Origin of the sequence: Terrimicrobium sacchariphilum (genome assembly GCF_001613545.1) — a bacterium.
GTDB classification, from domain to species: Bacteria; Verrucomicrobiota; Verrucomicrobiia; order Chthoniobacterales; family Terrimicrobiaceae; genus Terrimicrobium; species Terrimicrobium sacchariphilum.
In genome coordinates this window covers 1,751,555-1,772,565 of record NZ_BDCO01000002.1, presented here as the reverse complement: position 1 = coordinate 1,772,565, position 21,011 = coordinate 1,751,555, and the positions used below count along the sequence as shown (strand labels likewise).

The window sequence follows — 21,011 nt, the reverse complement described above, 5'->3', positions numbered from 1 at the left end:
AAAATCCTTTGACCCGACGCCCGGTCTTCGCGGAGGCTGGGCGTTTCTCATGCTCAACTGGATCTGGCTAGGCCTCATCGTTCTCGCCGTCGCATTGGGAGCACTCACCGGCCAACTCGATGCGGTGACCAATGCCGCCTTTACCGCCTGCAAAACCGCGGTAATGGATCTCGCCCTGCCGCTGGCGGGTATCATGGCCTTCTGGCTCGGGATGATGCGCATCGCGGAAAAGGCCGGCCTGGTGGCCATCCTTGCCAAGGCACTCCGCCCCATCATGCGCCGCCTTTTCCCGGAGGTGCCGACGAATCACCCCGCCATGGGTTCGATGGTGATGAACATGGCCGCCAACATGCTCGGCCTGAGCAACGCCGCCACACCGCTGGGCCTGCGGGCCATGCAGGATCTGGAGAAGCTGAATACCCGCCCCGGCACCGCGACCAACGCGATGTGTACTTTTCTCGCGATCAATACGAGTTCGATCCAGCTCATCCCGGCAACCACGGTGGCGCTCCTCGCTGCGGCCGGATCGAAGGAGCCAACTGCAATCATCGGCACTTCCTTCATTGCCACGATCTGCTCCACCGCGGTCGCCATCATCGTGGTGAAGTTTTTCGAGAAGCTCCCGATGTTCGCGATTCCCCCCGTCATGCCACCGGTCAACAAGGTCGCGCTCCCCGGCGAGAAGGATGATACCGATCTCGAAGCCCTGCCCGATCCCGCCAGCTCCCTCCAGGGGTGGGCACAGGCATTGCTCGCCGTCATGGGGTGCCTGTTCTTTGGCGTATTCGTCCTCATGGCGTTCTTCCCGGAGTATTTTCAGGGCTTGGTAAACCACATTCGCTCCATGCTTTCCTTCCCAGCCAATTATACCCCCGGGGAGGCATGGTTCTCCAAACCGTGGTATGAACGTTCCATTGCCACGATTTCCCTGCTTGCCATCCCGCTGATCGTCATCGTCTTTCCCCTGTATGCCGCCGGTCGCCGGGTCCCGGTGTATGAAGAATTTGTCGAAGGAGCCAAGGAAGGTTTCCAGGTGGCTATTCGCATCATTCCCTACCTGGTCGCGATCCTGGTCGCGGTCGGAATGTTTCGAGCTGCCGGAGGCATCGATTTGCTTTCGCGCCCTCTGGCGCTATTACTTACCCCCTTCGGTCTGCCATCGGAACTTCTGCCGATGATCTTCATGCGCCCATTGAGCGGCAGTGGTACGACAGCGCTCTTCGCGGAACTGATCAAACAGTACGGTCCTGACAGCCTCATCGCCCGCATGGGAGGCACCATCATGGGGAGTACAGAGACCACCTTTTACGTGCTGGCGGTCTACTTTGGTTCGGTGGCGATTCGCCGCACGCGTCATGCCGTGGCCGCAGGTCTGACCGCAGACTTCGCTGGAGTTATCGCCGCAGTGGTCGTCTGCAACATCGTCTTTCGCTAGGTCAGACGATGGGAGCTCAGTACGTTTCCCTATTGCAGATCGTCGCTCCGGTCTTCGTCGTCATGGCGGTCGGCTATGCCATCCGCAAACTCGGCATCCTCTCGGCTGAGGCCGATCGATCCTTGATCCGGACCACCGTCACCGTACTGGCGCCCAGCCTCGCGCTGGATACCATTATCGGAAATGAAGCCCTGAGATCTCCGGCAAACTGGCTCATCCCTCCTCTCGCCGGTGTCGGCACCGTCGCATTAGGCATCCTTGTGGCCCGCATATTCTCCAAGGGCCTGCCCGGTACCAACCCCAGGGTACGAAAGACATTCGTCTTCACCACATCGGTACAAAACTATGCCTATATCCCGCTGCCACTTTGCCTGGTCTTGTTTGGAAAGGAAACCGTCGGCGTGCTTTTCGCACTGGTGCTCGGAGTGGAGCTCTCCTTCTGGAGCATTGCTCTCTGGCAGCTAACCCGCGGAACAGAGGCAAGAAGCTGGCGGCAGACGATCAACCCCCAGGTCGTCGCCATCCCGAGCGCAATGCTCCTGAATGCCATCGGCGCGGAGCATTGGATTCCCGCCGCCATTGACTCGACTTTTCACCTCCTCGGCGTTTGCGCAGTGCCGCTGGGTTTGCTCATGAGCGGAGCTCTAGTCGCAGATCACATCAACTTCTCCGCCCTCAAGAAAGGTTCCCGCACGATCCTGCTCGCCACCGTGGCGCGAGTCGTAACCCTGCCAGTGCTTATACTGGCGATCACAGCGCTGGTTCCGTTTGACCCCAACCTGAAAGCAATACTCGTTCTCCAGGCAGCCATGCCTGCAGCCATCTTCCCGATCGTTGTCACGAAAGTTCACGATGGCGATGTCCCCACCGCCCTGCAGGTTGTGCTTGGGACCTCATTGATCGGTCTCTTTGCGATCCCCCTGTGGATCGGCTTCGGCCTCCATTGGGTGCGAGGATACTAAAGATCGCTCGCCAAGCCAAAAAACCGCGGTGTCAGGTGCGTCTCCCAAGATGCCACCGCTGCGATAAAGCCCGGCGCAGGCGCAAACAGCGAAAGACAGACCTCCCGGTCGCAATAAGTCCCTCGGACACTATCCCCTTCCATCTCGATCCTGGCGTCCCTGAGGCCATGATAAATCCCGTCCCCGGAGAGCTTAACCGTAGCCTCCTTGCAAACCCAATATTTTAAGAAGACCCTCTCGCTATCGGCATGGTTCATAACAGCTGCCAGCTCTTCTTTATGAAAAAACTTGGCGGCCAGATCGCCCGCCTTCACTTTCCGATCCCTGGATTCCACATCAAGCCCAACTGGTTGATGTGACACACCTAACAGGATTTGATCCCGTGTATGCGATAGGTTGAATTGCGGCCCTTCCGCGAGGAATGGCTTCCCCCGGCCTGCTCGTTCAAATGCCAGCAACGAGGGCAAAACCCCGGTGTAGCGCCCTAAAATCCGCCGAACTCCGATGCGGGAGCTGAGTTCATGCTGCCTCGCTAACGCGTTGTTAATAGCCTCGCATCGCTGCAATTCCTCCTCGGGGAGATCTCGATTATTCCGAAGATTAGGAAAAATTCTCCAAACATCCACGTGGCCATCCAATACTGGCAAGGGGCCGGGCATCTCATTCCATGCGGCTATTTGGATGTTTTCCATTTTCGAATAGTTATTTTTCTTGCACTGGACAAACCAGCTAATTAAGGCACTTTCCCCTTATGGCAATATCTCAACTCAGCACTTCGGTTCTTAAGAACATCCTGAAGCTGACGGAGCAGCGGGAGTCCCTGCTCGGTGAAATCGCAAAAATCGAAAGCCAGATCGAGTCCCTCTACGCTGGCGGAGTTGTCGCAGCGAAAGCCCCTCGCGGTCGCGGCGCAAGCACCAAGGCCGCCAAGGCCATCGGCAGCAAGTCTTCCGGTCGTCGCGGCGCTCTCAAGGAGGCCATCCTCGCCGCCCTGAAGGCTTCCGGCGACAAGGGCATCAGCGTCAAGGAACTCTCGGAAAAGCTCGGCGTCAAGGCCCAGAACGTCCATGTCTGGTTCAGCAGCACCGGTCGCAAGCTCGGCACGATCCAGAAGCTGTCCGCCGGCCGCTACCGCCTGAAGGCCTAGTTCGAGAGTCCCCTTCACATTACATTCCCAACCGAGGCGGTGGTGCGAAAGCCCTCCGCCTCTTTTCTTTCAAAAAAAGCCAGGGCATCGGCTATACCGTCCGCGTAATTCCGGTCTGCGACATAGCCTCCCGAGAGACGCACCCGATGCTTCACCGCTTCGATCGCATTGGCAGGGCAGGCCGTGTGTCTGGCATGCCTCCCGTCCAGCATCGGGATGTCGTTGTAATGATCACCTGCCGCAAGCACCCTTGCCGGGTCCATACCTTCCAGTCGGCAAAGCTCTCCCAGCGCAGACCCTTTGTGATAATCGCGATGACAAAAGCGCAGGTAAACCGTGTTTCGCTGATAGGAAAAGTCAACAAAGTCTGCGGAGAGCAGATCAACCTCCTTCAGAAATGTCTCCATCAACTCTTCCGTCCTGGTGACGAAACCGACCAGTCTTCCCTCTTCCCAGATCATTTCGATGCCCCCGATTTTCTCCGCCCGGGCGGCGATCAGTGTATAAAGCTCCTCCGCCAACGAATAGAGCTCTTCATGGCGCTGGCGACAGGTTTCATTCCAGTGCCCGTGAGCCTCCCATTGCCCATCCGCCAGCCGCCGATATACCTCCCGCTCGCAGGTCAGCAGAAAGTCCGGCATGACCGGCGGATCAAATCGCCGCAATCCCTGGACGGCATGCTCCACACTGCGCCCGGTATTGATGGCCCAAAGGCCGCCTCCCGCGTGATATTCACGGATCGCCAGGGCAAATTCGGTTGAGCAACGTCCATCGGAATCAAATCCGATCAACGTACCGTCAAAATCTGTGCTCAGGAGTCGGATATTTGGCATGGCGGCGATACAGTAAAAGTGGTTCCCTGTGGTGGCAAGGGCTCGTTGAGCCACACCGTCGGCGCCTGAAGCTTGGCGAACGGTCTCTACCGAGGTAGCATGCTTCCATGAAATCTGCCTACGAACTCGCCATGAGCCGCCTGGAAAAGGAAGCCCCGATTCAGAAACTCTCCGACGACCAAAAGCGGCAGATCGCCGAGATCGACTCTGAAATCAATGCCAAGATCGCCGAAAAAAAGGTATTTTTGGAGGGAGAAATCATAAAGTCGGCCGGGGATTCCCTCGCCCAGGACGAACTCCGACGTCAACTTGCCTCCGAACTTGCCCGCCTCGAGGAAAAGCGGGAAGAACGCAAGGACCGGATTCGGAAGGGATAGCAGATACTTATTTGCCCACGGGTATTGCCTGCATCGCCGCGGGAATCCAGCCAGGTCAAATCGTCGCAGCCCCCTGCAACACAGCCTGTCTTGCAGCGATGCTATTGACTACAACGACCCGCAAAAGGTATTGCCCGACACACAGCCCGGCCCTTCCGTACTCCCGATTTCCCTCGAGAGGCGCATCCGGAAAGCTGGTCGAAACCATGCCCAAAGCAACCTTATTGAGTCTCAGTCTTATTTAAATCCATTGTCTAAAGCAAAGTTCAGAACTCCTTGCCGCAGAACTGAATTGACGAAACCGGATGCAGCGTTACGATGGTTAGCGGTATCCGTCCCTAATCATGCCATACGCCGACAAAGAATACGGCAAAGCGTACTACCGTAAAAAGTACGCCGAAAAGTACCGCTCCAGCCCCAACTTTCGCAAAGCTGAGGCCGCTAGAAAAAGCGAGTGGTATCATCGAGACATCGAAGCCCAACGCGAACGCGTGCGCCTGCAGGTAGCGGCTTGGCGCGCCCGGCACAAAGCTGAGCAGGAAGCGCCCAAGCGCTCCGGCAAAGCTCCAGCCAAAGGCGCCAAACGCCCGGCTCCCGCCCGACCCACCCGCCCTGTTGCCAAGCCAGCAGCCAAACCGGCTCTCCGGAAGCCGCTGCGCCCGGCCGCCAAGGCACCGGTGAAGGGAAAAGCCAAGACAGCACCCGTCCGCAAGCCAGCCAAGGCTCAGCCAAAAGCTAAAGCGAAGCCCGTCGCCCGCCGCAAGGCAGCCCCGGCTCCCGCCCGCAAGAAGGCCAAGGCCCCGGTCCGCGGAAAGAAGCGCTAGTCTTTCCCCACGTATATTTTCCGTTCGCCATGGCAACTCCCCCGGAGTTGCTATGGCAGGCGGATGTCGCTCAGCCTGGATATCTCGGGGTCAAATTCCAGAAACTCGACTGACCCAAATCCAAACGCTGCGGCAACCAAGCTCCCCGGAAATGATTCTACCTTGTTTCGGTAGTCTCTGACGTTTCCATTGTAGAATCGCCGCGCAGCCTGAATACGATTTTCCGTCTCCACGAGTTCATTCTGGAGGCGAGAAAACGCGTGATCGGCCTTTAGCCCGGGATAAGACTCCGCCACGGCGAGAAGCCCTCCCAAGGCCGATGAGAGTCTCCTCTCGTCCACGGCCCGTTGATCGACAGTGCCATGCGGAGCCATGCACTCGGCCCTCAATCTGACGACAGTCTCCAGAACGTCCCGCTCGTGACGGGCATAGCTCCGCACGACTTCCACCATGTTGGGAATGAGATCGTATCGCCTCTTTAGCTCCGTATCGATGTCGCTCCATGCCTCGGCCATGTGATTTCGCAGGACGATGAGGCCATTGTATTGGCCCAGTCCATAAAGAGCGCCTATCACGAAAACCGCTCCGATAATCCAATATATGATCGAGAAATTCATGCGCGGATTTCGTTCAAATGAGCAGGCCAAAGGTGCCGGAAACGCGTGAGGAGCGCGAGATTCCCCGCCACTTCAAGCCTTTGCAGGCCGTATTCCTTGATGAAGGCCATCTCATATCCTTCGATCTCAATATCCACACCGGAGCACCGCAAAAGAAACTCAATCGCGGCAGGGTGACACACATCGTAGGCGAACCGTTTATCCCGAGACCGGACACAATATTCGCGAGAGAACTCCGCCGATTCAAAATCGATATCATCATACCCGAACGCCTGTGCAATTTTGGAAAAAAAACCTTCAGGCCGTATGGTCATCTCAGGCACAGGTCCAGGCACTGCGGTCAGAAAAACACTGAGATAATGATGATGCACAGTGCGGCCGCCCTTGGAACTCCTGGAGCTTGTTTCGTAATGGTACTCGAAAGCAGTCACGGGTAGCCCGTCGTACATCCCGGTAAAGATGTGCTGCGCATATCGATTTTCCCCTTGGTCAAGGAGGTTCAGAAACGAGTATCTCTCCGCCAGACTGCGATCCCGATCCGGGGAGTAGGTCAACCCCAACTCTCCAGCCAAAGTACGGAAGGCTTCTCGCCGCCGCGCCTCCAGCCACCCTGCGACAATCCAGCTCACGAGGAAAATCACCACGATGGTCATGACGATGAGACTGATGCCGTTGCTGTCCATGCTGAAACTCCAAGCCAGTCAGGTCCCAGGAAACAAGTCGAGCCACAATGACGCGCGGGAAATTATGAGATTTTTCGCAATCTTCCGCTTGTCAACTCGCGCACTTCTCCCTAGATTCAGCCCTCCCTTCCCAGGGGCTGGGTAGCTCAGTCGGTAGAGCAGAGGACTGAAAATCCTCGTGTCGGGGGTTCGATTCCCTCCCCAGCCACCACTTTACTGATAATGGAGCTAAAAGGCTCCATGTTGTCCTGAAAAGCGGAATCACAGCCGTCCGAGGCCACTTTTGTGCCACACGAGCTGATGGTACGTGAAGGAGCTGCTTTTCTTGCAGAATTCCCCCGATTCCTGACCGCAGGCCATGTTCCAACTTCCGCACGAAGGTGACCATACGGCCCTTTTCGTTTGCTCGCGATCCAGAGGCCGCAACACGCGCGATCCAGACCGCCGCTTTGAAAGGAACAATCAATCTGCGCGAGCTAACCTGTCTCTGGAAGACAGCTCCCGGAAAAGCGCTGTCCCATAAGGACAGCAACAAATTTTGAAGCCCCCTCCTCAGTGTTAAGAATCCTCACCAGACTCCGCAACTGCACAATGGCGTAAAATCTTGCAGAACCGAATGCTAATATTTCCTCAACCTTGGCGCCTATTCCCTCGTGCACCATGCTTGGCGTCCCAAGCCGGAGCGCTTTGTGAGATGAACGAACACGAAATCGGAACGTTTTCGATCTGTGACGCACGTCCCAGGAGAACAGAACACTTTTGACGAAACCACCTAAAGGTCGGGACTAGCTGGACGATTTTCGGGCGGGTGCGTACCGCCAATCCTTCATATGTTTCCTGTCTTGATAGGTGCGCTCCTGCCTGAAGGAAGGCATTTCGGTTCAACACCGCAACAATGAACAGCCTTTTTATAAAGCTTCAACAACTCCGCCCTTATAGATTCGCGAATGGGAGGCTCGTTTTTCGGGATATCCTCTCCGTTGAGCAATTCATACCTCCCGACTTTCTTATTCTGCTCGCAGTGCCAAATCATCCACTTCTCCGCGGTCCCAACCTCCGGATGTGAACCAGGAATGTGAACGGCAAGGAAGACGACTCTCGCTGATTCAATGAATGCAGGATCATTCCGTCCGCCGAAAATACATGTTGCAGTTTTTCCGCGTTTCTTCAGGTGGGTGCTTAATCTTCCGAAAGGCGAGTCTACGCCTGTTTTTGAGGAAGTCCCGGTGCGGCCAATATATATTCTAGGGTCATGATCTTTCGCGATAAGGATAAGGGCATAAACGCACGGACCGCTTTTCCGAGACAGACCACCTGAAGAAAGATAGGCCTCAAGCATCTTTGCATTTTAGCTTGGAGTAACTGTGAATTCCCAGAAAGCAGTCTTCGTTTTTTTTAAGGCATGGCGTCTGGGCTGCACCGCGATCCTCAGCAGGATCGCCAGAAGCAGATGAAGCGAGCCGACATAGCCGCGTTATGGCCGTGTCGATTACTCGCTTATCCATCAACGCAGAGAGACGTGGAAGCGGCAGTGGATAATCAGTACCCTCAGACGTGGAACGAGTTCGCAGCCGATGGCGATCACCGAGGCCCACTCCCGCTTTAGCTCCGCCGGTTTGCAGCCCACAGCGCGGAGTATCTGTTCCCATTTGCGCTGACTCGCGCCCTGTGGGAGGCGATCGCCCCCCATCCCGAGCCTGGCGCCCCTTGATGGGGCCACCACGGCCGTCCCAGAGATTATTGGTGGCTAGGCAGGCTGGCGATTCGCAGGATCCAAGTTGGTTGCTCTCGCGTGAGATTCGAGGTTATGCCCCTCTGCGGAGGGGAGCCGTAAAAAAACAGATCCTCATTCTACATCTGGGGCCGAGGGATCAGGATGAGCCGGTTTTTCTCGCTGGGCACTCTGGAGGATTTTTAGTGCGTCAAGAAACCACCAAAAGTGAGCGACTGCAGGAGGTGATCCGCCGAGCGCGAGCCCATCCCGAGGCCAACGCTCATCGCCCATATCGAGCGGCGTTTCGCACACAGGCTCCGAGTCGGAGCAAAAAAAAGCCCGCAGAACAAGGATTCCTGCGGGTTTGGAAAGTGCAGCCGTAGGGATTCGAACCCCAAACCTTCTGATCCGTAGTCAGATGCTCTATCCAATTGAGCTACGGCTGCTTTAAGGGAGGGAAAGTAAAGCGAGGTTTCCGCCACACGTCAAATGGGAAATTTCGAGAAATCTCCCATTTTTGTACCCGCTCTCCGCCAGAGTTGCGCGCTTCTACTCGTAGCGGAGCGCTTTTACGGGGTCGAGGCGGGCGGCGAAATAGGCGGGAATGAGTGCGGCCAGCGAACAAATGATGAAGGCGCTGGTACAGATGATTGCGACGTCGGAGGGAACGATTTCCGCCGGGATCTCGCTGAACTGGTAGACGGAACGCGGAAAGACCTCTATGTGGAAGACATTGGCGAGGAAGTCGCTGACCTGATTGCGGTATTGCACAAGGGAAATGCCAGTGATGAGGCCGACGATCGTGCCGAAGAGGCCCACCACGACGCCCTGGGCCATAAAGACGCCCACAATCTGCATGGTCTGGGCGCCGAGGGCTTTCATGATGCCGATCTCGCGTGTCTTTTGCACGGTCACGGTGATGAGGGTATTCATGATGCCAAAGGCGGCAACGAGGACGATGAAGAGCAGGATGAAGAACATGACGTTCCGTTCCATCTTGATGGCGTCGAATATCTGCTTGTTCATGTCGATCCAGGTCATCGCCGTATCCGGGTATTTGAGGATTCCCTGAATCTCCTCCTTCACGGCATCGGCGCGGTAACGGTCGGTGGTGCGGATGGCGAGACCATGGATGTCGCCGCCGAGATCATAGACCTCCTGGGCGACGTAGAGCGGCACGAGCATGAAGTCGCTATCGTAAAGATAGCGCCCACTCTCAAAGATGCCTGTAACGGTAAGCTCTCGGGGCAGGATCATCTGCTTGAGCGCGGCGGCGTCGGATTTGTTGCCTTCCTTCTGAATGCGGTCGAGCTCGTTGAAGATCTGGCTGACGTTGCCGGGCGAGTAGAGGGTGATCTTGTCCCCCACCCGTGCATGCAGGAGGGCGGCCAGCTCGGAGCCGAGTATCACCTTGTCCCCATCGAGATCGAGATCGCCCTGGACAATGAACTGCTTCAACTCCGTGACCTTTTCCTCGGCCTCGGGATCGATGCCGCGGATCTTCGGTGCGACGCGGATGTTCTCGTGTTCCACCAGGACGGGACCCTGGACGAAGGGCGCAGCTGCGACGACGTCCTTGAGCTTGAGAATCTTGTCCTGAAGCTCCTCCCAGTTTGTCAGCGGACTGTCCATGCGGGAAACGACCACGTGGGCGTCGAAGCCGACGACCTTGCGCTCGAGTTCCCGCTCAAAGCCGGTCATGACGCTGATGACGAGGATGAGCACCATCACGCCGAGGGTGACACCCAGGATCGAGATGAGCGTGATGATGGAGAGAAACGTGCGCTTTGGCCGCAGGTAGCGGAGCGCGAGGAAAAGGCTGAAACTGCGTTGGATCATGGATGATTAGCGGTGCCGGAACTGCGTAAGGCTCTTCAGCCGTCGGTAGATCGACAGGGATTCCCTCCCTTCGGACCCCGGCGACTCGTGGAGACGCGGAATGTACAGGAATGCGACGATGTTGATAACGAGGAGGGCCAGAAAGTAAATACTGTGCCGCTTCCAGTGAAAAACGCCCGTGACGGCCTCGTAGGTGCCGATCATGTCGAGGGTGAGGCCCCACATGACGGGCGCAGCGCCCAGCCCGAGGCTGGTGATGACGGTGAAGAGGGCAAAAAAGTGATTCCGCCCCATCTCGGGCATGGTCGCCATGGTGATGCGGGCATTGGCGAGGTTGAAATTTGCCGACGCGATGCCGGAGAAGACATTAAGGGTCGCGATAAGCGACATGGAGGTCGGAACGACGCTGGCGGCAGCGAGGAACCAGAGGAAGATCACAGCGGAAAACATCGCCGTGGCGAATCGCATGAGCGGCTTGCTCCCGGTCTGGTCGACGATTTTTCCGCTGAATGGCAGCGCGATGAGCGCCCCGACAAAGGAAAAGGCCGAGATGTACATCACCGAGGATACATCGAAATGCCCCACCTCCCGCAGGTACTCGACGGTAAAGACGCCGAGGCTGCCCACGACCGACATGAAGAGGAGGTTGAAAATGATCAGCTCGCGAAAGGGCGGATAGGAGAGCATCGCGCGCCACGGCACCTTTTGCGAATTGCGCGACTTTTTCTCGCTCGGAGGCACCTCGGGGATGCGACGCAGCACGAACAGGCTCGCCGTGGCGGAGAAGGCGCTCAGAAGAAATACGAGGCAATACTCCCAGGGATCGACCTTTCCCGCCATGAGCACCGCCGAGGCGATGAGCGAGAGAAGCGCTCCCACATACATGAAGAGCTGGTCGACCGAGAGAAACCGTCCCCTCACAGGCTCGGGCACGATCTCCGTGATCCACGGCATCCATGCCGCCGAGGAGATACCCCGGAGCAGGTTGAAAAAGAACAGTGCCGCCATGAGCACGACGATCTTCGACGTACCATCGAGGAAGACGAGCAGAGGCACGAAGGCCATGAGGAAGATGAAGAACGTCCTCGCCCCCCAGCCGGCCAGCACGAACTGACGGTAACCATAACGGTCGAGATGCTGCGCGGCCGGGAGCTGAAAGACGGTCATCAGCGGCGTAAAGGACGCGATGATGCCGAGCACGGTAGAGGAAGCGCCGAGTGACTTCGCGAAAACGATCACCGGCGCCCCGAGGACGATCTGGAAGGAAAACGCATTGAAGAGCTGGAACCAATGCGCGCTAACCGGCCCCGGCGACGACAAAAAGCCGCCGCCGTGCTTCTGACCGCTCCCTGGGTCATTCGCCGAAGCCGGCTGCTCTACATTCAACTCTCGCGTACCCGCATGTGCGGGAAGAGGATGACGTCGCGGATGCTCTCCGCTCCGGTCAGCATCATGACCAGCCGGTCGATGCCGATGCCGACGCCTCCTGCGGGCGGCATGCCGTACTCCAGCGCACCGAGGAAGTCCTCGTCGAGCTTCTGGGTTTCCCCGCCGCTCTGGTGCTCCAGGCGTTGACGCTGGATGTCCGGGTCGTTCAGCTCGGAGTAACCGGGCGAGATTTCCTGCCCGTTGATCACGAGTTCGTAGACATCGACGACGCTGTCGTCCTCGGCGTTTTGGTTGGCCAGGGGGACGAGCTCCTTCGGGCAATGGGTGACGAAAAGCGGGTTGATCGACTTTTCCTCCACCAGCTTCTCAAAGACATGCTGGGTGAGTTCGAAGTCCTCGGTGCAATGCTGGATGTCGAGGCCGAGCTCGACGCACTTGGCGCGCTTCGCCTCGGAGGAAAGCTCGTACCACTCGGGCACGACGCCCTTGATGAGGTCGGAGTACCGGGCGCGCTTCCAGGGGCGGGACAGGTCAATGGTCTTGGTGACATTGCCCTCGGCGTCCTTGTGCTCGATCTGGAGGGTACCTCGCACGGACTGAGCGAGGTGGCAGATCATCTCCTCCACCAGCTCGGACATGCTCTCGAAGTCGGAGAAGGCCCAGTAGACCTCCAGCATGGTGAACTCCGGATTGTGGCGGCGCGAAATGCCTTCGTTGCGGAAGTTGCGGTTCAGCTCGAACACCTTCGGGAACCCGCCGACGAGAAGACGCTTCAGGTACAGCTCCGGCGCGATGCGGAGGAAGAGGTCCATGCTGAGCGCATTGTGATGCGTCTTGAAAGGCGCGGCGGCGGCTCCGCCCGCGACGGCCTGCATCATGGGCGTCTCGACCTCGAGAAACCCGCGTTCATCGAGGAAGCGACGGATTTCGCGGACGATGGCGATACGCTGGAGAAAAACCTCGCGCGACTCGGGGTTGGAGATGAGATCGAGGTAGCGCTGGCGGTACTTGATTTCGGCGTCCTGCACGCCGTGCCACTTGTCGGGCAGCGGACGCAGCGCCTTGGAGAGCACGGTCAGGGTCTTGACCCGGATCGACGGCTCGCCGGTCTTGGTCGTGAAATACTCGCCCTCGACCCCCATCCAGTCGCCGATGTCGAGTTGCTGAAAGGTCGCGAAGGCATCCTCTCCGATCTCCTTGGCATGGAGAAAGAGCTGCATGCGGCCCGTGATGTCGGAAAGGTCGAGGAAGCGGCTCTTGCCCATGTCGCGGTGGGCGGTGATGCGCCCGGCAGCGCGCACGGTTTTCCCCTCGGCGAAGGCGTTGCGCACATCCGAGATACTGCCATCCGTGGGAAAGCGGCCCCCAAAGGGGCGGACGCCCTTGGCACGAAGGGCGTCGAGCTTTTGCCGGCGCACGGCCAGCAAGTCACTAATCGGTTCCATCGGGTGACATTATCGGGGACGCGCTTTCTTGGCAATCCCCTGCCCTTTTTCCTCTAGCGGCTCCGCTTGCGGGGAGTCGGAGTGGATGCAGGTTCCGGCTTCGGCGGGCTACCCCAGAGCAGCGAGGACGGGCGCTGTTTTATCGAGGAGGAAAAGTCCTCCAAATTGTCCATCGTGGCTGAGAGGCTTCTCAGGGTGGAGCGGATATCCTCGGGCTTGAGATTGGAGAGAACCTTCTGCAGCTCCTTATTGGATTCCTCCAGCCCACTCATCAGGGAGCGAGCATCGGCGCTCAGGTCACCGAGCTTTGCCTCCTGGATGGCCTGATCGATCTGGGTAAGGAGCTTCTGAAGGTTCTGGCTCACCTGATCAATCTGCGCGTCGGTGAGCGCCTTGTTCAGGTTCTGCAGGAGATCCTTGAGACCATTCTGGATTTCGCCCAGGTTGAGTTGCTCGACATCGCGCATGATCTTGTTCATCGAGTCGAGGATGTCGGTCAGTTCGCCCGGAGCGGACGGGATGTAGTAGAACTCGGGCGTCCAGTGGAAAGGCAGGAGGGGATACTGGCTCGGATCGTCGACGTAGTTGATCTCGAGGTAATTCAGCCCGGTAATGCCCAGCGGCTCAATGCGAACGCGCATGCCCCGGGAGATCCCTTTTTCGAGGACGGGCTGGAGATTTTCATGAAACATGCCCGGGAAGATCTCCTTGTCGACCTCCATACGGATGATGACATAGTTCTCCTTATTACTCATGTCCTTCTGCGGATAGGTATTGAAGCTGAAGCCGAGCCAGCTCACCTGCCCGATCTGGACACCGCGAAACTTCACCGGAGAGCCGACATCGATGCCCTGCACGGTCCCCTTCTCATAGGTCTCGAAGGTGATCTTGCGCTTGAAAAACTGACCGGCGCCGAACACCACCAGGCCCACGACCAGAATGGCGATGGCTAGGAGAATGAAGATACCGATCCGAAAATAGTTGGCTGGTTTGGGCATGGCTTTTCTAGGTGGGATGGACTTCCCGCTTCATGAACTCACGAATCCACTCGTGCTGTGACTTGTCGCGCAACTCCTCGGGCGACCCGATCTCGGCGATTCCCTTGATCTCCTTGTCCAGCATCACCACGCGGTCGGCCACGGTGTAAATGCTGGGCAGTTCGTGCGTCACGATCACAAAGGTGATGCCGAGGCTCTCGTTGAGCCGCAGGATGAGCTGGTCGAGTTCCGCCGAGGTGATGGGATCGAGGCCTGCCGAGGGTTCGTCGAGGAAAAGCACCTGAGGGTCGAGCGCCATGGCTCGGGCGATGGCGGCGCGCTTCTGCATGCCGCCGCTGACCTCCGAAGGCAGGCTGCGGGTGAAAGCCTCCAGCCCGACGAGGCTGAGTTTCATCTTTGCGATCAGGGCCATCGCATCCGAGGGCAGATCGGTAAACTCCTCCAGGGGCAGGCGGACGTTTTCCGACAAGGTGAGCGAACCAAAGAGCGCCCCGCTTTGATAGGTGATGCCGATGGATCGCAGAATGGATTGTAATTCCTCGCCCTCGGCATTGACGATGCTCTTGCCATTGATCAGCACGTCACCCTTTGGCGGATGATAGAGGCCGATCATGTGCTTGAGGAGCGTGCTCTTGCCGCAACCTGAGCCGCCGAGGATGACGACGATCTCCGACCTCTGGACGTCGAACGACACGCCCTCGAGGATGACATTGTCCTCGTAGCCGGCGGTGAGGTCTTTGACTTCGATGATCGCGTCACTCATCTCAGAAATTCAGCACGTAGAAGATCACCGCAAAGATCGCGTCGGTGATCACGATGAGGACGATGCCGCTCACCACGGCGCGTGTCGTCGAGTCACCCACGGCGGTTGCGCCCGACTTGGTCTGCAATCCCCGCAGACATCCGATGCCCGCCACGAGAACGCCGAAGATCACCGATTTGATCAACCCGGAGAGGATGTCGTTGATCTCCACATTGGCTGTCACCTGGCGGTACAGGGCGGCGAAGGGAAAACCGAAGGACATCATGACGATGAAGCCGCCGAGGAGGCCCATGAGATTCGCGTAAATGCTCAGCAGTGGCGTGGCAATGATGCCTGCGATCATGCGCGGCGCGACGAGGAAGCGCGCATCGTCGATGCCCATCGTCTTGAGGGCATTGAGTTCCTCGTTGACCTTCATCGTGCCGATCTCGGCGGCAAAGGCCGAGCCGGAGCGCCCGGCCAGCAGGATCGCCGTCATGATCGCACCCAGCTCACGGAACATCGCCAGCGCGACGAGGTTAATCACGAAAATATCGACGCCGAATTGCTTGAGCGGGATGGCGGATTGGAACGCCATGATCAGCCCCATGAGAAAGCCAATCATTCCGACGATGCCCACGGCATTGACCCCAGCCTTTTCGAAAACACGCCACATGTCACCCCACCGAACGAGCGAGGGCCGGAAAAGCGTCTGTACGGAAACGACCGACATGCGCCCGAGAAAGACGACTTGTTCGTAAAGATCGCGGCCAAACTCCGCCCCTCCCATCCCGAGCTTCTCGATCGCCGAGATCTTGCGCGGCGGGTCGACAGGCCGGTCAAAGCTGTCGGAGGAAAACTGGTCGAGGAGCTTCTGAAACTCCGGGGCGAGATTGTCGATGGAGGCCTTGGTCTGGCGCGAAAGGGCAAAGAGCAGCGCAATGCCCGCCCCGTCGCAATACGTCAACCCCGAGGCGTCGATCGACATCACCGCGTCGCGCTTTTTGCGGGAGCGCTGAAAGATCGTGCGCCAGAGCTGGGCCGAGCCTTCCGCATCGAGACGACCGGAAAGATGCACGACGCCACCTTCCTGGCGGTAGCTGGCTTCTTCCTGGGTCTCGGCGGGCATCCGGCCAGTATGACCAAAAATCGCCATCCGTCGAGGCGTTCGGCACTGAGGGCTGGATCAGGGAATCTGCACCCACACCGTCGTGGAGACCGGACCATGGGTCAGGTCGTTCGGCAATGCCTCCTCGTGAAAGCGGTCGCAACCCTGCCGCCGCGCCATGCTGCGGAGGTCGCGGACCTGCAATTCCGAGGCATTCGTGGAGAGCAAAATCCAGCCCCCCGGGGTTCCCACCTCCAGCGCGAGGGAGAGGAGCTTTTCCATATCCCGCTCGACACGGAAGGGGCGTCCCTTCGCTCCCCGGGCAAAGGTCGGCGGATCGAGGATAATGGCATCGTATTTCTCCCCGCGACGAATCAGCCGGGGCAGGACATCGAGCACATCGTCGGCAATAAAGCGATGCCCCTCCGGCGCGATGCCATTGAGCTCCAAATTGCGCCGACCGCGCGCGAGGGCGATCTTGGCAAGGTCAACACTAAGCGTCTCTGCTCCGACGCTGGCGGCGGCGATGGAAAAGGCGCAGGTGTAGGAAAAGGTATTGAGCACGCGGCGTGGGCGCAGGCCGAGGAGATACTTCCGGTTCTGCCGTTGGTCGATGAAGAGCCCGCACGAGTAGCCCGCGAGGAAGTCCACCTCGTAGCGCAGCCCGAGCTCCTGCACCGTCAGCACGGAATCCAGCTCGTCGCCCCGCAGCGGACGCGGCTTGTCGGTTTCGCCGGGGCCGATGACGAGCTGGCGCTCGTAAATGCGGTCGAGGGCGATACCCGCGCGTGTCGTCCAGGCATCAAGGCGGTCGATCAGCTCGGGCCGCACCTCGCGTTCCCGATGGGAGATGATCGCCCCGGGGCCGAAGCGCTCAATGCGCAGCCCCTCGGCGGAGGCAATGCGGCAAACCGTGGTCCCCTCTCCCTCCAGCTCGGCGACGTACTCGGGCGGCGTCCAGATCATTCCGTGACGGGCGGGAGCGGGGGCATCGGGCAGTCGAGGGAGTCCGCGATCGCGCGCAGGAGTTCGTATTGCTGGGTATCGACGACTCCATCGTGCTTCACCACCTCGCGGCAAGCGGCGAGGATCGTGCGCTTCACCTGCGGCGCGGCCTGGGCGGTCTCGTCGAGGGCGGCGTCGACGCGGTTGAGGTCGCAGCCGTCCACCCGTGTCATGGGATAGGATGAGGCATTGATCATGAGCTGCTGCGCACCGGCCTGGAAGGCCGCATCGCGCTGCGCCGGGTCCGGGTGGTCGATGTAGGCCAGTGCGGAAAGCAGCGTCTGCACCGAGGGCAGGAGCGGAATGATCGTGCGGTATTTCACCGACGCGCCGGTCTGGCGGGTGAAGTACAGATCAAGGTGGCGCAGGAGGGTCTTTTGCAGGGCGAACTCAAAGAGATGCACCGCCTGATCGGCGGCGATGAGCTTGTGGACATTGTCGCGGAAGGTCGCGTACTGATCCGGCGAAAGCTGGCGCAGTGTCGGCACGACGAGGTCGATGAGCGGGAGACGCTGCGGGAGCGGGATTTCGCTCCGGCGGTTGTAGAGCCCCATAACCTCGCGGCGCATGGCGTCGTCCACCCCGATGCTGGCAAGCTGCGCCTCGCGGTAATCCGCCCTCTCATCGAGCAGCATGGCGTAGACAAAGGCAATGGCTCCGTGCAGATCGCGCACATTGGAGAGGGCAAAGTCCGGCACGCTGGCGAGAAGGGCAGCAGCGCCGGCGAGAGTACGCTCCAGAGTTTCCGCCGTGGTGACGGGCTGCGTGGGCAGCGGTGGAGGTTGAGTAGCGGCGGACGAACGCTGGATGCTCGGGGCCGGCGGCCTGTCGAGCTCGGCGGGCGGCTCGAAATTCGGCGCGATGGCGCGGATGCGGTCCTCCAGCGGCGGATGCGTGTCAAAGAAGCTGAACGTCCTCGCCGCCAATCCATCGCCAAAGTACAGGTGGCTCGCCTCCTCCGCGTGCGGACTCGACAGCCGGGACTCGAATTTCCCGATCTTCCACAAGGCTCCCGCGATGCCATCCGGATTGCGAGTGTATTGCACCGCCGAGGCGTCGGCCAGAAACTCGCGCTGCCTGCTCACCGCGGCCTTGATGAGGTTGCCAAAGAACACGCCGATATAGCCGATGATGTAGACAGCCAGCCCGATGAGAAAGACCGCCACCGTGAGCGCCATGCCGTTCTTGCGGTCCCCGTCATTCGAGCTCCCCCCATCATCCACGCGGATGTAGGCAAAGATGCGCATGACGAAGGCGCCGATGAGCGCAACGCAAAGGATGCCATTGAGCAACCCGATCAGCCGCACGTTGAGCTTCATGTCCCCGTGCAGGATGTGGCTGAACTCATGGGCGATCACGCCCTGGAGCTCGTCGCGGCTCAGTTTGTCGATACAGCCTCGCGTCACACCGATGGCCGTGTCGCCCGGTCCATGGCCGGCGGCGAAGGCATTGATCGTATTGTCATTCAGCACGTAGACCTCGGGCACCGGAACCCCGGAGGCCAGCGACATTTCCTCCACCACGTTGAGGAGCTTTTTCTCCTGAGGGTCGGTGGTGTTGGGAGTGACAGGTTCTCCGCCCAGCATCGCGGCCACGACCCGCCCGCCCTGCGCGAGCTCGGCGATCTTGGTCAGGCTGCCGATGGCCACCACGGCGATCGTGCCGAGCGTGACGTAACCCAGGAGCTGCGGGTCGTTCCACGGAATCCCCGCGATCTGCGAAACCGCCACCACGATCAGCGCGATCAGGCAGACGATGGCCAGGATGAAATAGAATACGAGCAAGCCGGTCCTTTTCTGGGCGGCAGCCTGACGATCAAAGAAATCCATGCGACGAGGCGTTACTGTTGGGCGTTTTTCTTGAGAAAGGCGAGGATGCGCTCCCTCACCGTATCGCCATCCGGCCCGAGCCATACCACAGAACCCTCGACCGGCATGGTGCCAATCTCGATGGAGGGGACCCGCTTCGTCACGGACTCGACCAGATCAGCAGGGAGACGCGGATCGAGCGCTCCGTACAATAGAAGCACCGGGACGGTGATTTTCTCGTAAGGATAATCCGGCAGGTTGCGGATCTGGAGGATGTCGTTGCGGGTGCCGGTTTCGCGAGGCGTCAAGGGAGCGAAGGAAGCCACCAGCCTCTGGAACCACTCGAGCTGATCCGCGTTGGCCAGCACACCATCGACGATACGGGCATGCTGATCGACCGTGCCGGAGCTGGTCATCACCTCCATGTCATTGAGCAGGCTGCGAGGATCGCGCACCGCCTTTTCCACCGCGATCCAACTCCCGACGTCACCCGTGAGGCCGTTCAGGATTCCCGAGGCCAGCGGCGGCAGTTCCTCCTTCTTCCAAGCCGTCCAGCGGCGCAAGACCGGGGAGACAAGAACAAGCCCGGAAACGCGGTTGGGATACTTCAGGGCAAACTCGATCGCTGCGGGAGCGCCTTCTGCCACGCCGAGAAGCGTGACTTTGCTTACATCCAGCGTATCCAGCAGCGCGACCATGATGTCGGCCTGCTGGACAGGCAGCAATCCCGAGGCGAGCGGTGTACGCAGATATCCGGGACGCGATGGCGCAATGATCTGATATCCCGCATCGTCGAGACCATTGGCCAAAACCAGCGCCTGATCATAACCGCCCGGTGCTCCGTGAAAAACCAATACCGCAGGCCCGTTCCCGCGCGTCACAGCCTCAACATCCCCCCAAGCCGTCTTGATCACCTCGCTGCCCTCATTCAGCTCCGCCAGCTTGTCCGACCGCCACGACGTGAAATACGCCAGCACGCCGCCGATCACCAACAAGGTGACGACGACCAGCAGGAACAACACGCGGCCAATCACGCGAAACGGGGACTTCATCCCGCAAAGTGATGAATCTTGCCCGTCCAGAGGCAAGAAAAACCCGCCAAACCGCCCCCTCCAAGGTCACCAAACCCGCAAAACCCGGGCGAATCGCGCCGGTAGCGCCGGGAATTGGTGGGGGCACACGGATTCGAACCGTGAACCAAGCAGTTATGAGCCGCCTGCTCTGACCGTTGAGCTATACCCCCGTTCACCCGGAACCGGCTATGGCTATGGTAGGCAGAAAATCAATTCCCTGCCAAGTGGTATCGGGAGGCTTTGACGCCAGCCAACCCACAACCATTCAGCACCCAGCGAGGAAAGACACCTCAAATTACTAGACTTTCTTTCCAGGAGAACAACCATCTGAGGGCTGGATTGCAGCTAAGAGCAGGCTCAAAGCCTTAAAAACTTTGCCCTCGTGTTCACCGTCTTTTCGGAAACACATGAGCGCTTTCTAATTCTCATGCCCCCTGCGTCGTTGTAATCTTCCTTATCCATGCAACCTGCCCACAGAAACACACCCCATCCGCACGGGACACTGGAGGCACATTGCTTAGACAACCCGCCCCCTCCGGCAGAGTCAAATTCAACCCTTTCCTTCAACATTAGCCAAGACACATGCCCGATTCTGAATCCATCTATCCATCCAAGGTCGATGCGTGGCTTGCCATATTGCTGATTACAGTTCCATTGCTTGTAATTGGCCTTGGCATCTACCTCGGTGACTTGACCGCTATGATTTTGATTCCCACGGGTCTTCTCATGGCTCTCGGTTTTGCAGCCATCGCGATTCCATGTCGATATACGCTGACCGAAAAGCATCTAACTATTCAATGCGGTATACTGCGAGAAATAATCCAATTACAGAATATCAGAGATGCCGTTCCAAGCAGCGACCCATTGAGCGCCCCAGCCCTTTCACTCCAACGCGTAAAGATTAAACTGGGCAATGGTTTTCGACTGATTTCGCCGCGTGATCGCGAACGCTTTATTCGTGAGATTAAACAGAAGATAGGAAATATCTAGCGAGCATACCCCCATGCCGACG

At 58.8% G+C, this 21,011-nt stretch carries 20 protein-coding genes and 3 tRNA genes; 7 read left to right on the top strand and 16 right to left on the bottom strand.

What is annotated here, in order from left to right:
• The first annotated feature begins 49 nt into the window (after positions 1-49).
• Both TSACC_RS08285 and TSACC_RS08280 read left to right on the top strand, forming a co-directional pair.
• Positions 50-1,435, top strand: coding sequence for a nucleoside recognition domain-containing protein (locus tag TSACC_RS08285; RefSeq protein ID WP_075078869.1), 1,386 nt, complete (start codon positions 50-52; stop codon positions 1,433-1,435).
• Between the two features lie 8 nt (positions 1,436-1,443).
• Positions 1,444-2,397 (top strand): AEC family transporter, encoded by a 954-nt coding sequence (locus TSACC_RS08280; RefSeq protein WP_075078868.1) that lies wholly within the window; start codon positions 1,444-1,446, stop codon positions 2,395-2,397.
• Here the strand turns inward: TSACC_RS08280 and TSACC_RS08275 are convergent.
• Positions 2,394-3,089 carry a 4'-phosphopantetheinyl transferase family protein gene (locus TSACC_RS08275; protein WP_075078867.1) on the bottom strand — a complete coding sequence of 232 codons (696 nt, stop codon included), beginning with the start codon at positions 3,087-3,089 and terminating at the stop codon, positions 2,394-2,396. The two genes, TSACC_RS08280 and TSACC_RS08275, sit on opposite strands and share 4 nt — an antisense overlap.
• 59 nt (positions 3,090-3,148) lie before the next feature.
• Here TSACC_RS08275 and TSACC_RS08270 point away from each other — a divergent pair, with 59 nt between their 5' ends.
• Entirely contained in the window at positions 3,149-3,544 is a 396-nt protein-coding gene (locus TSACC_RS08270) for a hypothetical protein (RefSeq protein ID WP_075078866.1), read from the top strand.
• Between the two features lie 14 nt (positions 3,545-3,558).
• On the opposite strand, the gene TSACC_RS08265 is transcribed toward TSACC_RS08270, so the two are convergent.
• Entirely contained in the window at positions 3,559-4,377 is an 819-nt protein-coding gene (locus TSACC_RS08265) for an HAD family hydrolase (protein WP_075078865.1), read from the bottom strand.
• A 107-nt stretch (positions 4,378-4,484) separates the two neighbouring features.
• Between TSACC_RS08265 and TSACC_RS08260 the strand changes: the two genes are divergently transcribed.
• Positions 4,485-4,754, top strand: coding sequence for a hypothetical protein (locus TSACC_RS08260; RefSeq protein WP_075078864.1), 270 nt, complete (start codon positions 4,485-4,487; stop codon positions 4,752-4,754).
• 344 nt (positions 4,755-5,098) lie between these two features.
• Positions 5,099-5,578 carry a hypothetical protein gene (locus TSACC_RS08255; RefSeq protein WP_075078863.1) on the top strand — a complete coding sequence of 160 codons (480 nt, stop codon included), beginning with the start codon at positions 5,099-5,101 and terminating at the stop codon, positions 5,576-5,578.
• Between the two features lie 50 nt (positions 5,579-5,628).
• Here the strand turns inward: TSACC_RS08255 and TSACC_RS08250 are convergent, their stop codons facing one another.
• Together TSACC_RS08250 and TSACC_RS08245 are read right to left on the bottom strand one after the other, a co-directional pair.
• Positions 5,629-6,195, bottom strand: coding sequence for a LemA family protein (locus tag TSACC_RS08250; protein ID WP_075078862.1), 567 nt, complete (start codon positions 6,193-6,195; stop codon positions 5,629-5,631).
• Positions 6,192-6,848 carry a hypothetical protein gene (locus TSACC_RS08245; protein WP_153811339.1) on the bottom strand — a complete coding sequence of 219 codons (657 nt, stop codon included), beginning with the start codon at positions 6,846-6,848 and terminating at the stop codon, positions 6,192-6,194. Before TSACC_RS08245 ends, TSACC_RS08250 begins: the two co-directional genes overlap by 4 nt.
• 165 nt (positions 6,849-7,013) lie before the next feature.
• Here TSACC_RS08245 and TSACC_RS08240 point away from each other — a divergent pair.
• Positions 7,014-7,089, top strand: a tRNA-Phe gene (locus tag TSACC_RS08240).
• A 615-nt stretch (positions 7,090-7,704) separates the two neighbouring features.
• On the opposite strand, the gene TSACC_RS21720 is transcribed toward TSACC_RS08240, so the two are convergent.
• The 12 genes from TSACC_RS21720 to TSACC_RS08185 form a co-directional block, all read right to left on the bottom strand.
• Complete coding sequence (locus tag TSACC_RS21720; protein ID WP_153811338.1) at positions 7,705-8,217, bottom strand: hypothetical protein; 513 nt, start codon at positions 8,215-8,217, stop codon at positions 7,705-7,707.
• Positions 8,218-8,964: 747 nt separating this feature from the next.
• A tRNA-Arg gene (locus TSACC_RS08235) sits at positions 8,965-9,038 on the bottom strand.
• 103 nt (positions 9,039-9,141) lie between these two features.
• On the bottom strand, positions 9,142-10,431 hold the full coding sequence (locus TSACC_RS08230; RefSeq protein ID WP_084400317.1) for an ABC transporter permease: 1,290 nt from the start codon (positions 10,429-10,431) through the stop codon (positions 9,142-9,144).
• Between the two features lie 6 nt (positions 10,432-10,437).
• Positions 10,438-11,817 (bottom strand): MFS transporter, encoded by a 1,380-nt coding sequence (locus TSACC_RS08225; RefSeq protein ID WP_075078860.1) that lies wholly within the window; start codon positions 11,815-11,817, stop codon positions 10,438-10,440.
• Positions 11,814-13,265, bottom strand: a complete 1,452-nt coding sequence (gene lysS, locus TSACC_RS08220; protein ID WP_075078859.1) for a lysine--tRNA ligase — start codon at positions 13,263-13,265, stop codon at positions 11,814-11,816. Before lysS ends, TSACC_RS08225 begins: the two co-directional genes overlap by 4 nt.
• A gap of 53 nt (positions 13,266-13,318) precedes the next feature.
• Positions 13,319-14,263, bottom strand: coding sequence for an MlaD family protein (locus tag TSACC_RS08215; RefSeq protein WP_075078858.1), 945 nt, complete (start codon positions 14,261-14,263; stop codon positions 13,319-13,321).
• A 7-nt stretch (positions 14,264-14,270) separates the two neighbouring features.
• Positions 14,271-15,026 carry an ABC transporter ATP-binding protein gene (locus TSACC_RS08210; RefSeq protein WP_075078857.1) on the bottom strand — a complete coding sequence of 252 codons (756 nt, stop codon included), beginning with the start codon at positions 15,024-15,026 and terminating at the stop codon, positions 14,271-14,273.
• Position 15,027: 1 nt separating this feature from the next.
• Positions 15,028-16,134 carry an ABC transporter permease gene (locus TSACC_RS08205; RefSeq protein WP_075078856.1) on the bottom strand — a complete coding sequence of 369 codons (1,107 nt, stop codon included), beginning with the start codon at positions 16,132-16,134 and terminating at the stop codon, positions 15,028-15,030.
• A 57-nt stretch (positions 16,135-16,191) separates the two neighbouring features.
• Positions 16,192-17,079, bottom strand: coding sequence for a class I SAM-dependent methyltransferase (locus TSACC_RS08200; RefSeq protein ID WP_075078855.1), 888 nt, complete (start codon positions 17,077-17,079; stop codon positions 16,192-16,194).
• Positions 17,076-18,947, bottom strand: a complete 1,872-nt coding sequence (locus TSACC_RS08195) for a M48 family metallopeptidase (RefSeq protein ID WP_075078854.1) — start codon at positions 18,945-18,947, stop codon at positions 17,076-17,078. The genes TSACC_RS08200 and TSACC_RS08195 overlap by 4 nt, the downstream gene beginning before the upstream one ends.
• 11 nt (positions 18,948-18,958) lie before the next feature.
• The gene (locus tag TSACC_RS08190; RefSeq protein WP_075078853.1) at positions 18,959-19,978 is read right to left on the bottom strand and encodes an alpha/beta fold hydrolase; all 1,020 of its coding nucleotides are present in this window, start codon (positions 19,976-19,978) and stop codon (positions 18,959-18,961) included.
• A 115-nt stretch (positions 19,979-20,093) separates the two neighbouring features.
• Positions 20,094-20,169, bottom strand: a tRNA-Ile gene (locus tag TSACC_RS08185).
• Positions 20,170-20,581: 412 nt separating this feature from the next.
• Between TSACC_RS08185 and TSACC_RS08180 the strand changes: the two genes are divergently transcribed.
• On the top strand, positions 20,582-20,989 hold the full coding sequence (locus TSACC_RS08180; protein ID WP_075078852.1) for a PH domain-containing protein: 408 nt from the start codon (positions 20,582-20,584) through the stop codon (positions 20,987-20,989).
• The last annotated feature ends 22 nt before the right edge of the window (positions 20,990-21,011 follow it).

Bases quoted from the DNA above. Each gene is read 5' to 3' on its own strand.
- TSACC_RS08275 (WP_075078867.1), bottom strand. From the start codon at position 3,089: ATGGAAAACATCCAAATAGCCGCATGGAATGAGATGCCCGGCCCCTTG.
- TSACC_RS08205 (WP_075078856.1), bottom strand. From the start codon at position 16,134: ATGCCCGCCGAGACCCAGGAAGAAGCCAGCTACCGCCAGGAAGGTGGC.
- TSACC_RS08210 (WP_075078857.1), bottom strand. From the start codon at position 15,026: ATGAGTGACGCGATCATCGAAGTCAAAGACCTCACCGCCGGCTACGAG.
- TSACC_RS08250 (WP_075078862.1), bottom strand. From the start codon at position 6,195: ATGAATTTCTCGATCATATATTGGATTATCGGAGCGGTTTTCGTGATA.
- TSACC_RS08215 (WP_075078858.1), bottom strand. From the start codon at position 14,263: ATGCCCAAACCAGCCAACTATTTTCGGATCGGTATCTTCATTCTCCTA.
- TSACC_RS08265 (WP_075078865.1), bottom strand. From the start codon at position 4,377: ATGCCAAATATCCGACTCCTGAGCACAGATTTTGACGGTACGTTGATC.
- TSACC_RS21720 (WP_153811338.1), bottom strand. From the start codon at position 8,217: ATGCTTGAGGCCTATCTTTCTTCAGGTGGTCTGTCTCGGAAAAGCGGT.
- TSACC_RS08260 (WP_075078864.1), top strand. From the start codon at position 4,485: ATGAAATCTGCCTACGAACTCGCCATGAGCCGCCTGGAAAAGGAAGCC.
- TSACC_RS08190 (WP_075078853.1), bottom strand. From the start codon at position 19,978: ATGAAGTCCCCGTTTCGCGTGATTGGCCGCGTGTTGTTCCTGCTGGTC.
- TSACC_RS08230 (WP_084400317.1), bottom strand. From the start codon at position 10,431: ATGATCCAACGCAGTTTCAGCCTTTTCCTCGCGCTCCGCTACCTGCGG.
- TSACC_RS08180 (WP_075078852.1), top strand. From the start codon at position 20,582: ATGCCCGATTCTGAATCCATCTATCCATCCAAGGTCGATGCGTGGCTT.
- TSACC_RS08245 (WP_153811339.1), bottom strand. From the start codon at position 6,848: ATGACCATCGTGGTGATTTTCCTCGTGAGCTGGATTGTCGCAGGGTGG.
- TSACC_RS08255 (WP_075078863.1), top strand. From the start codon at position 5,099: ATGCCATACGCCGACAAAGAATACGGCAAAGCGTACTACCGTAAAAAG.
- TSACC_RS08280 (WP_075078868.1), top strand. From the start codon at position 1,444: ATGGGAGCTCAGTACGTTTCCCTATTGCAGATCGTCGCTCCGGTCTTC.
- TSACC_RS08270 (WP_075078866.1), top strand. From the start codon at position 3,149: ATGGCAATATCTCAACTCAGCACTTCGGTTCTTAAGAACATCCTGAAG.
- lysS (WP_075078859.1), bottom strand. From the start codon at position 13,265: ATGGAACCGATTAGTGACTTGCTGGCCGTGCGCCGGCAAAAGCTCGAC.
- TSACC_RS08195 (WP_075078854.1), bottom strand. From the start codon at position 18,947: ATGGATTTCTTTGATCGTCAGGCTGCCGCCCAGAAAAGGACCGGCTTG.
- TSACC_RS08285 (WP_075078869.1), top strand. From the start codon at position 50: ATGCTCAACTGGATCTGGCTAGGCCTCATCGTTCTCGCCGTCGCATTG.
- TSACC_RS08200 (WP_075078855.1), bottom strand. From the start codon at position 17,079: ATGATCTGGACGCCGCCCGAGTACGTCGCCGAGCTGGAGGGAGAGGGG.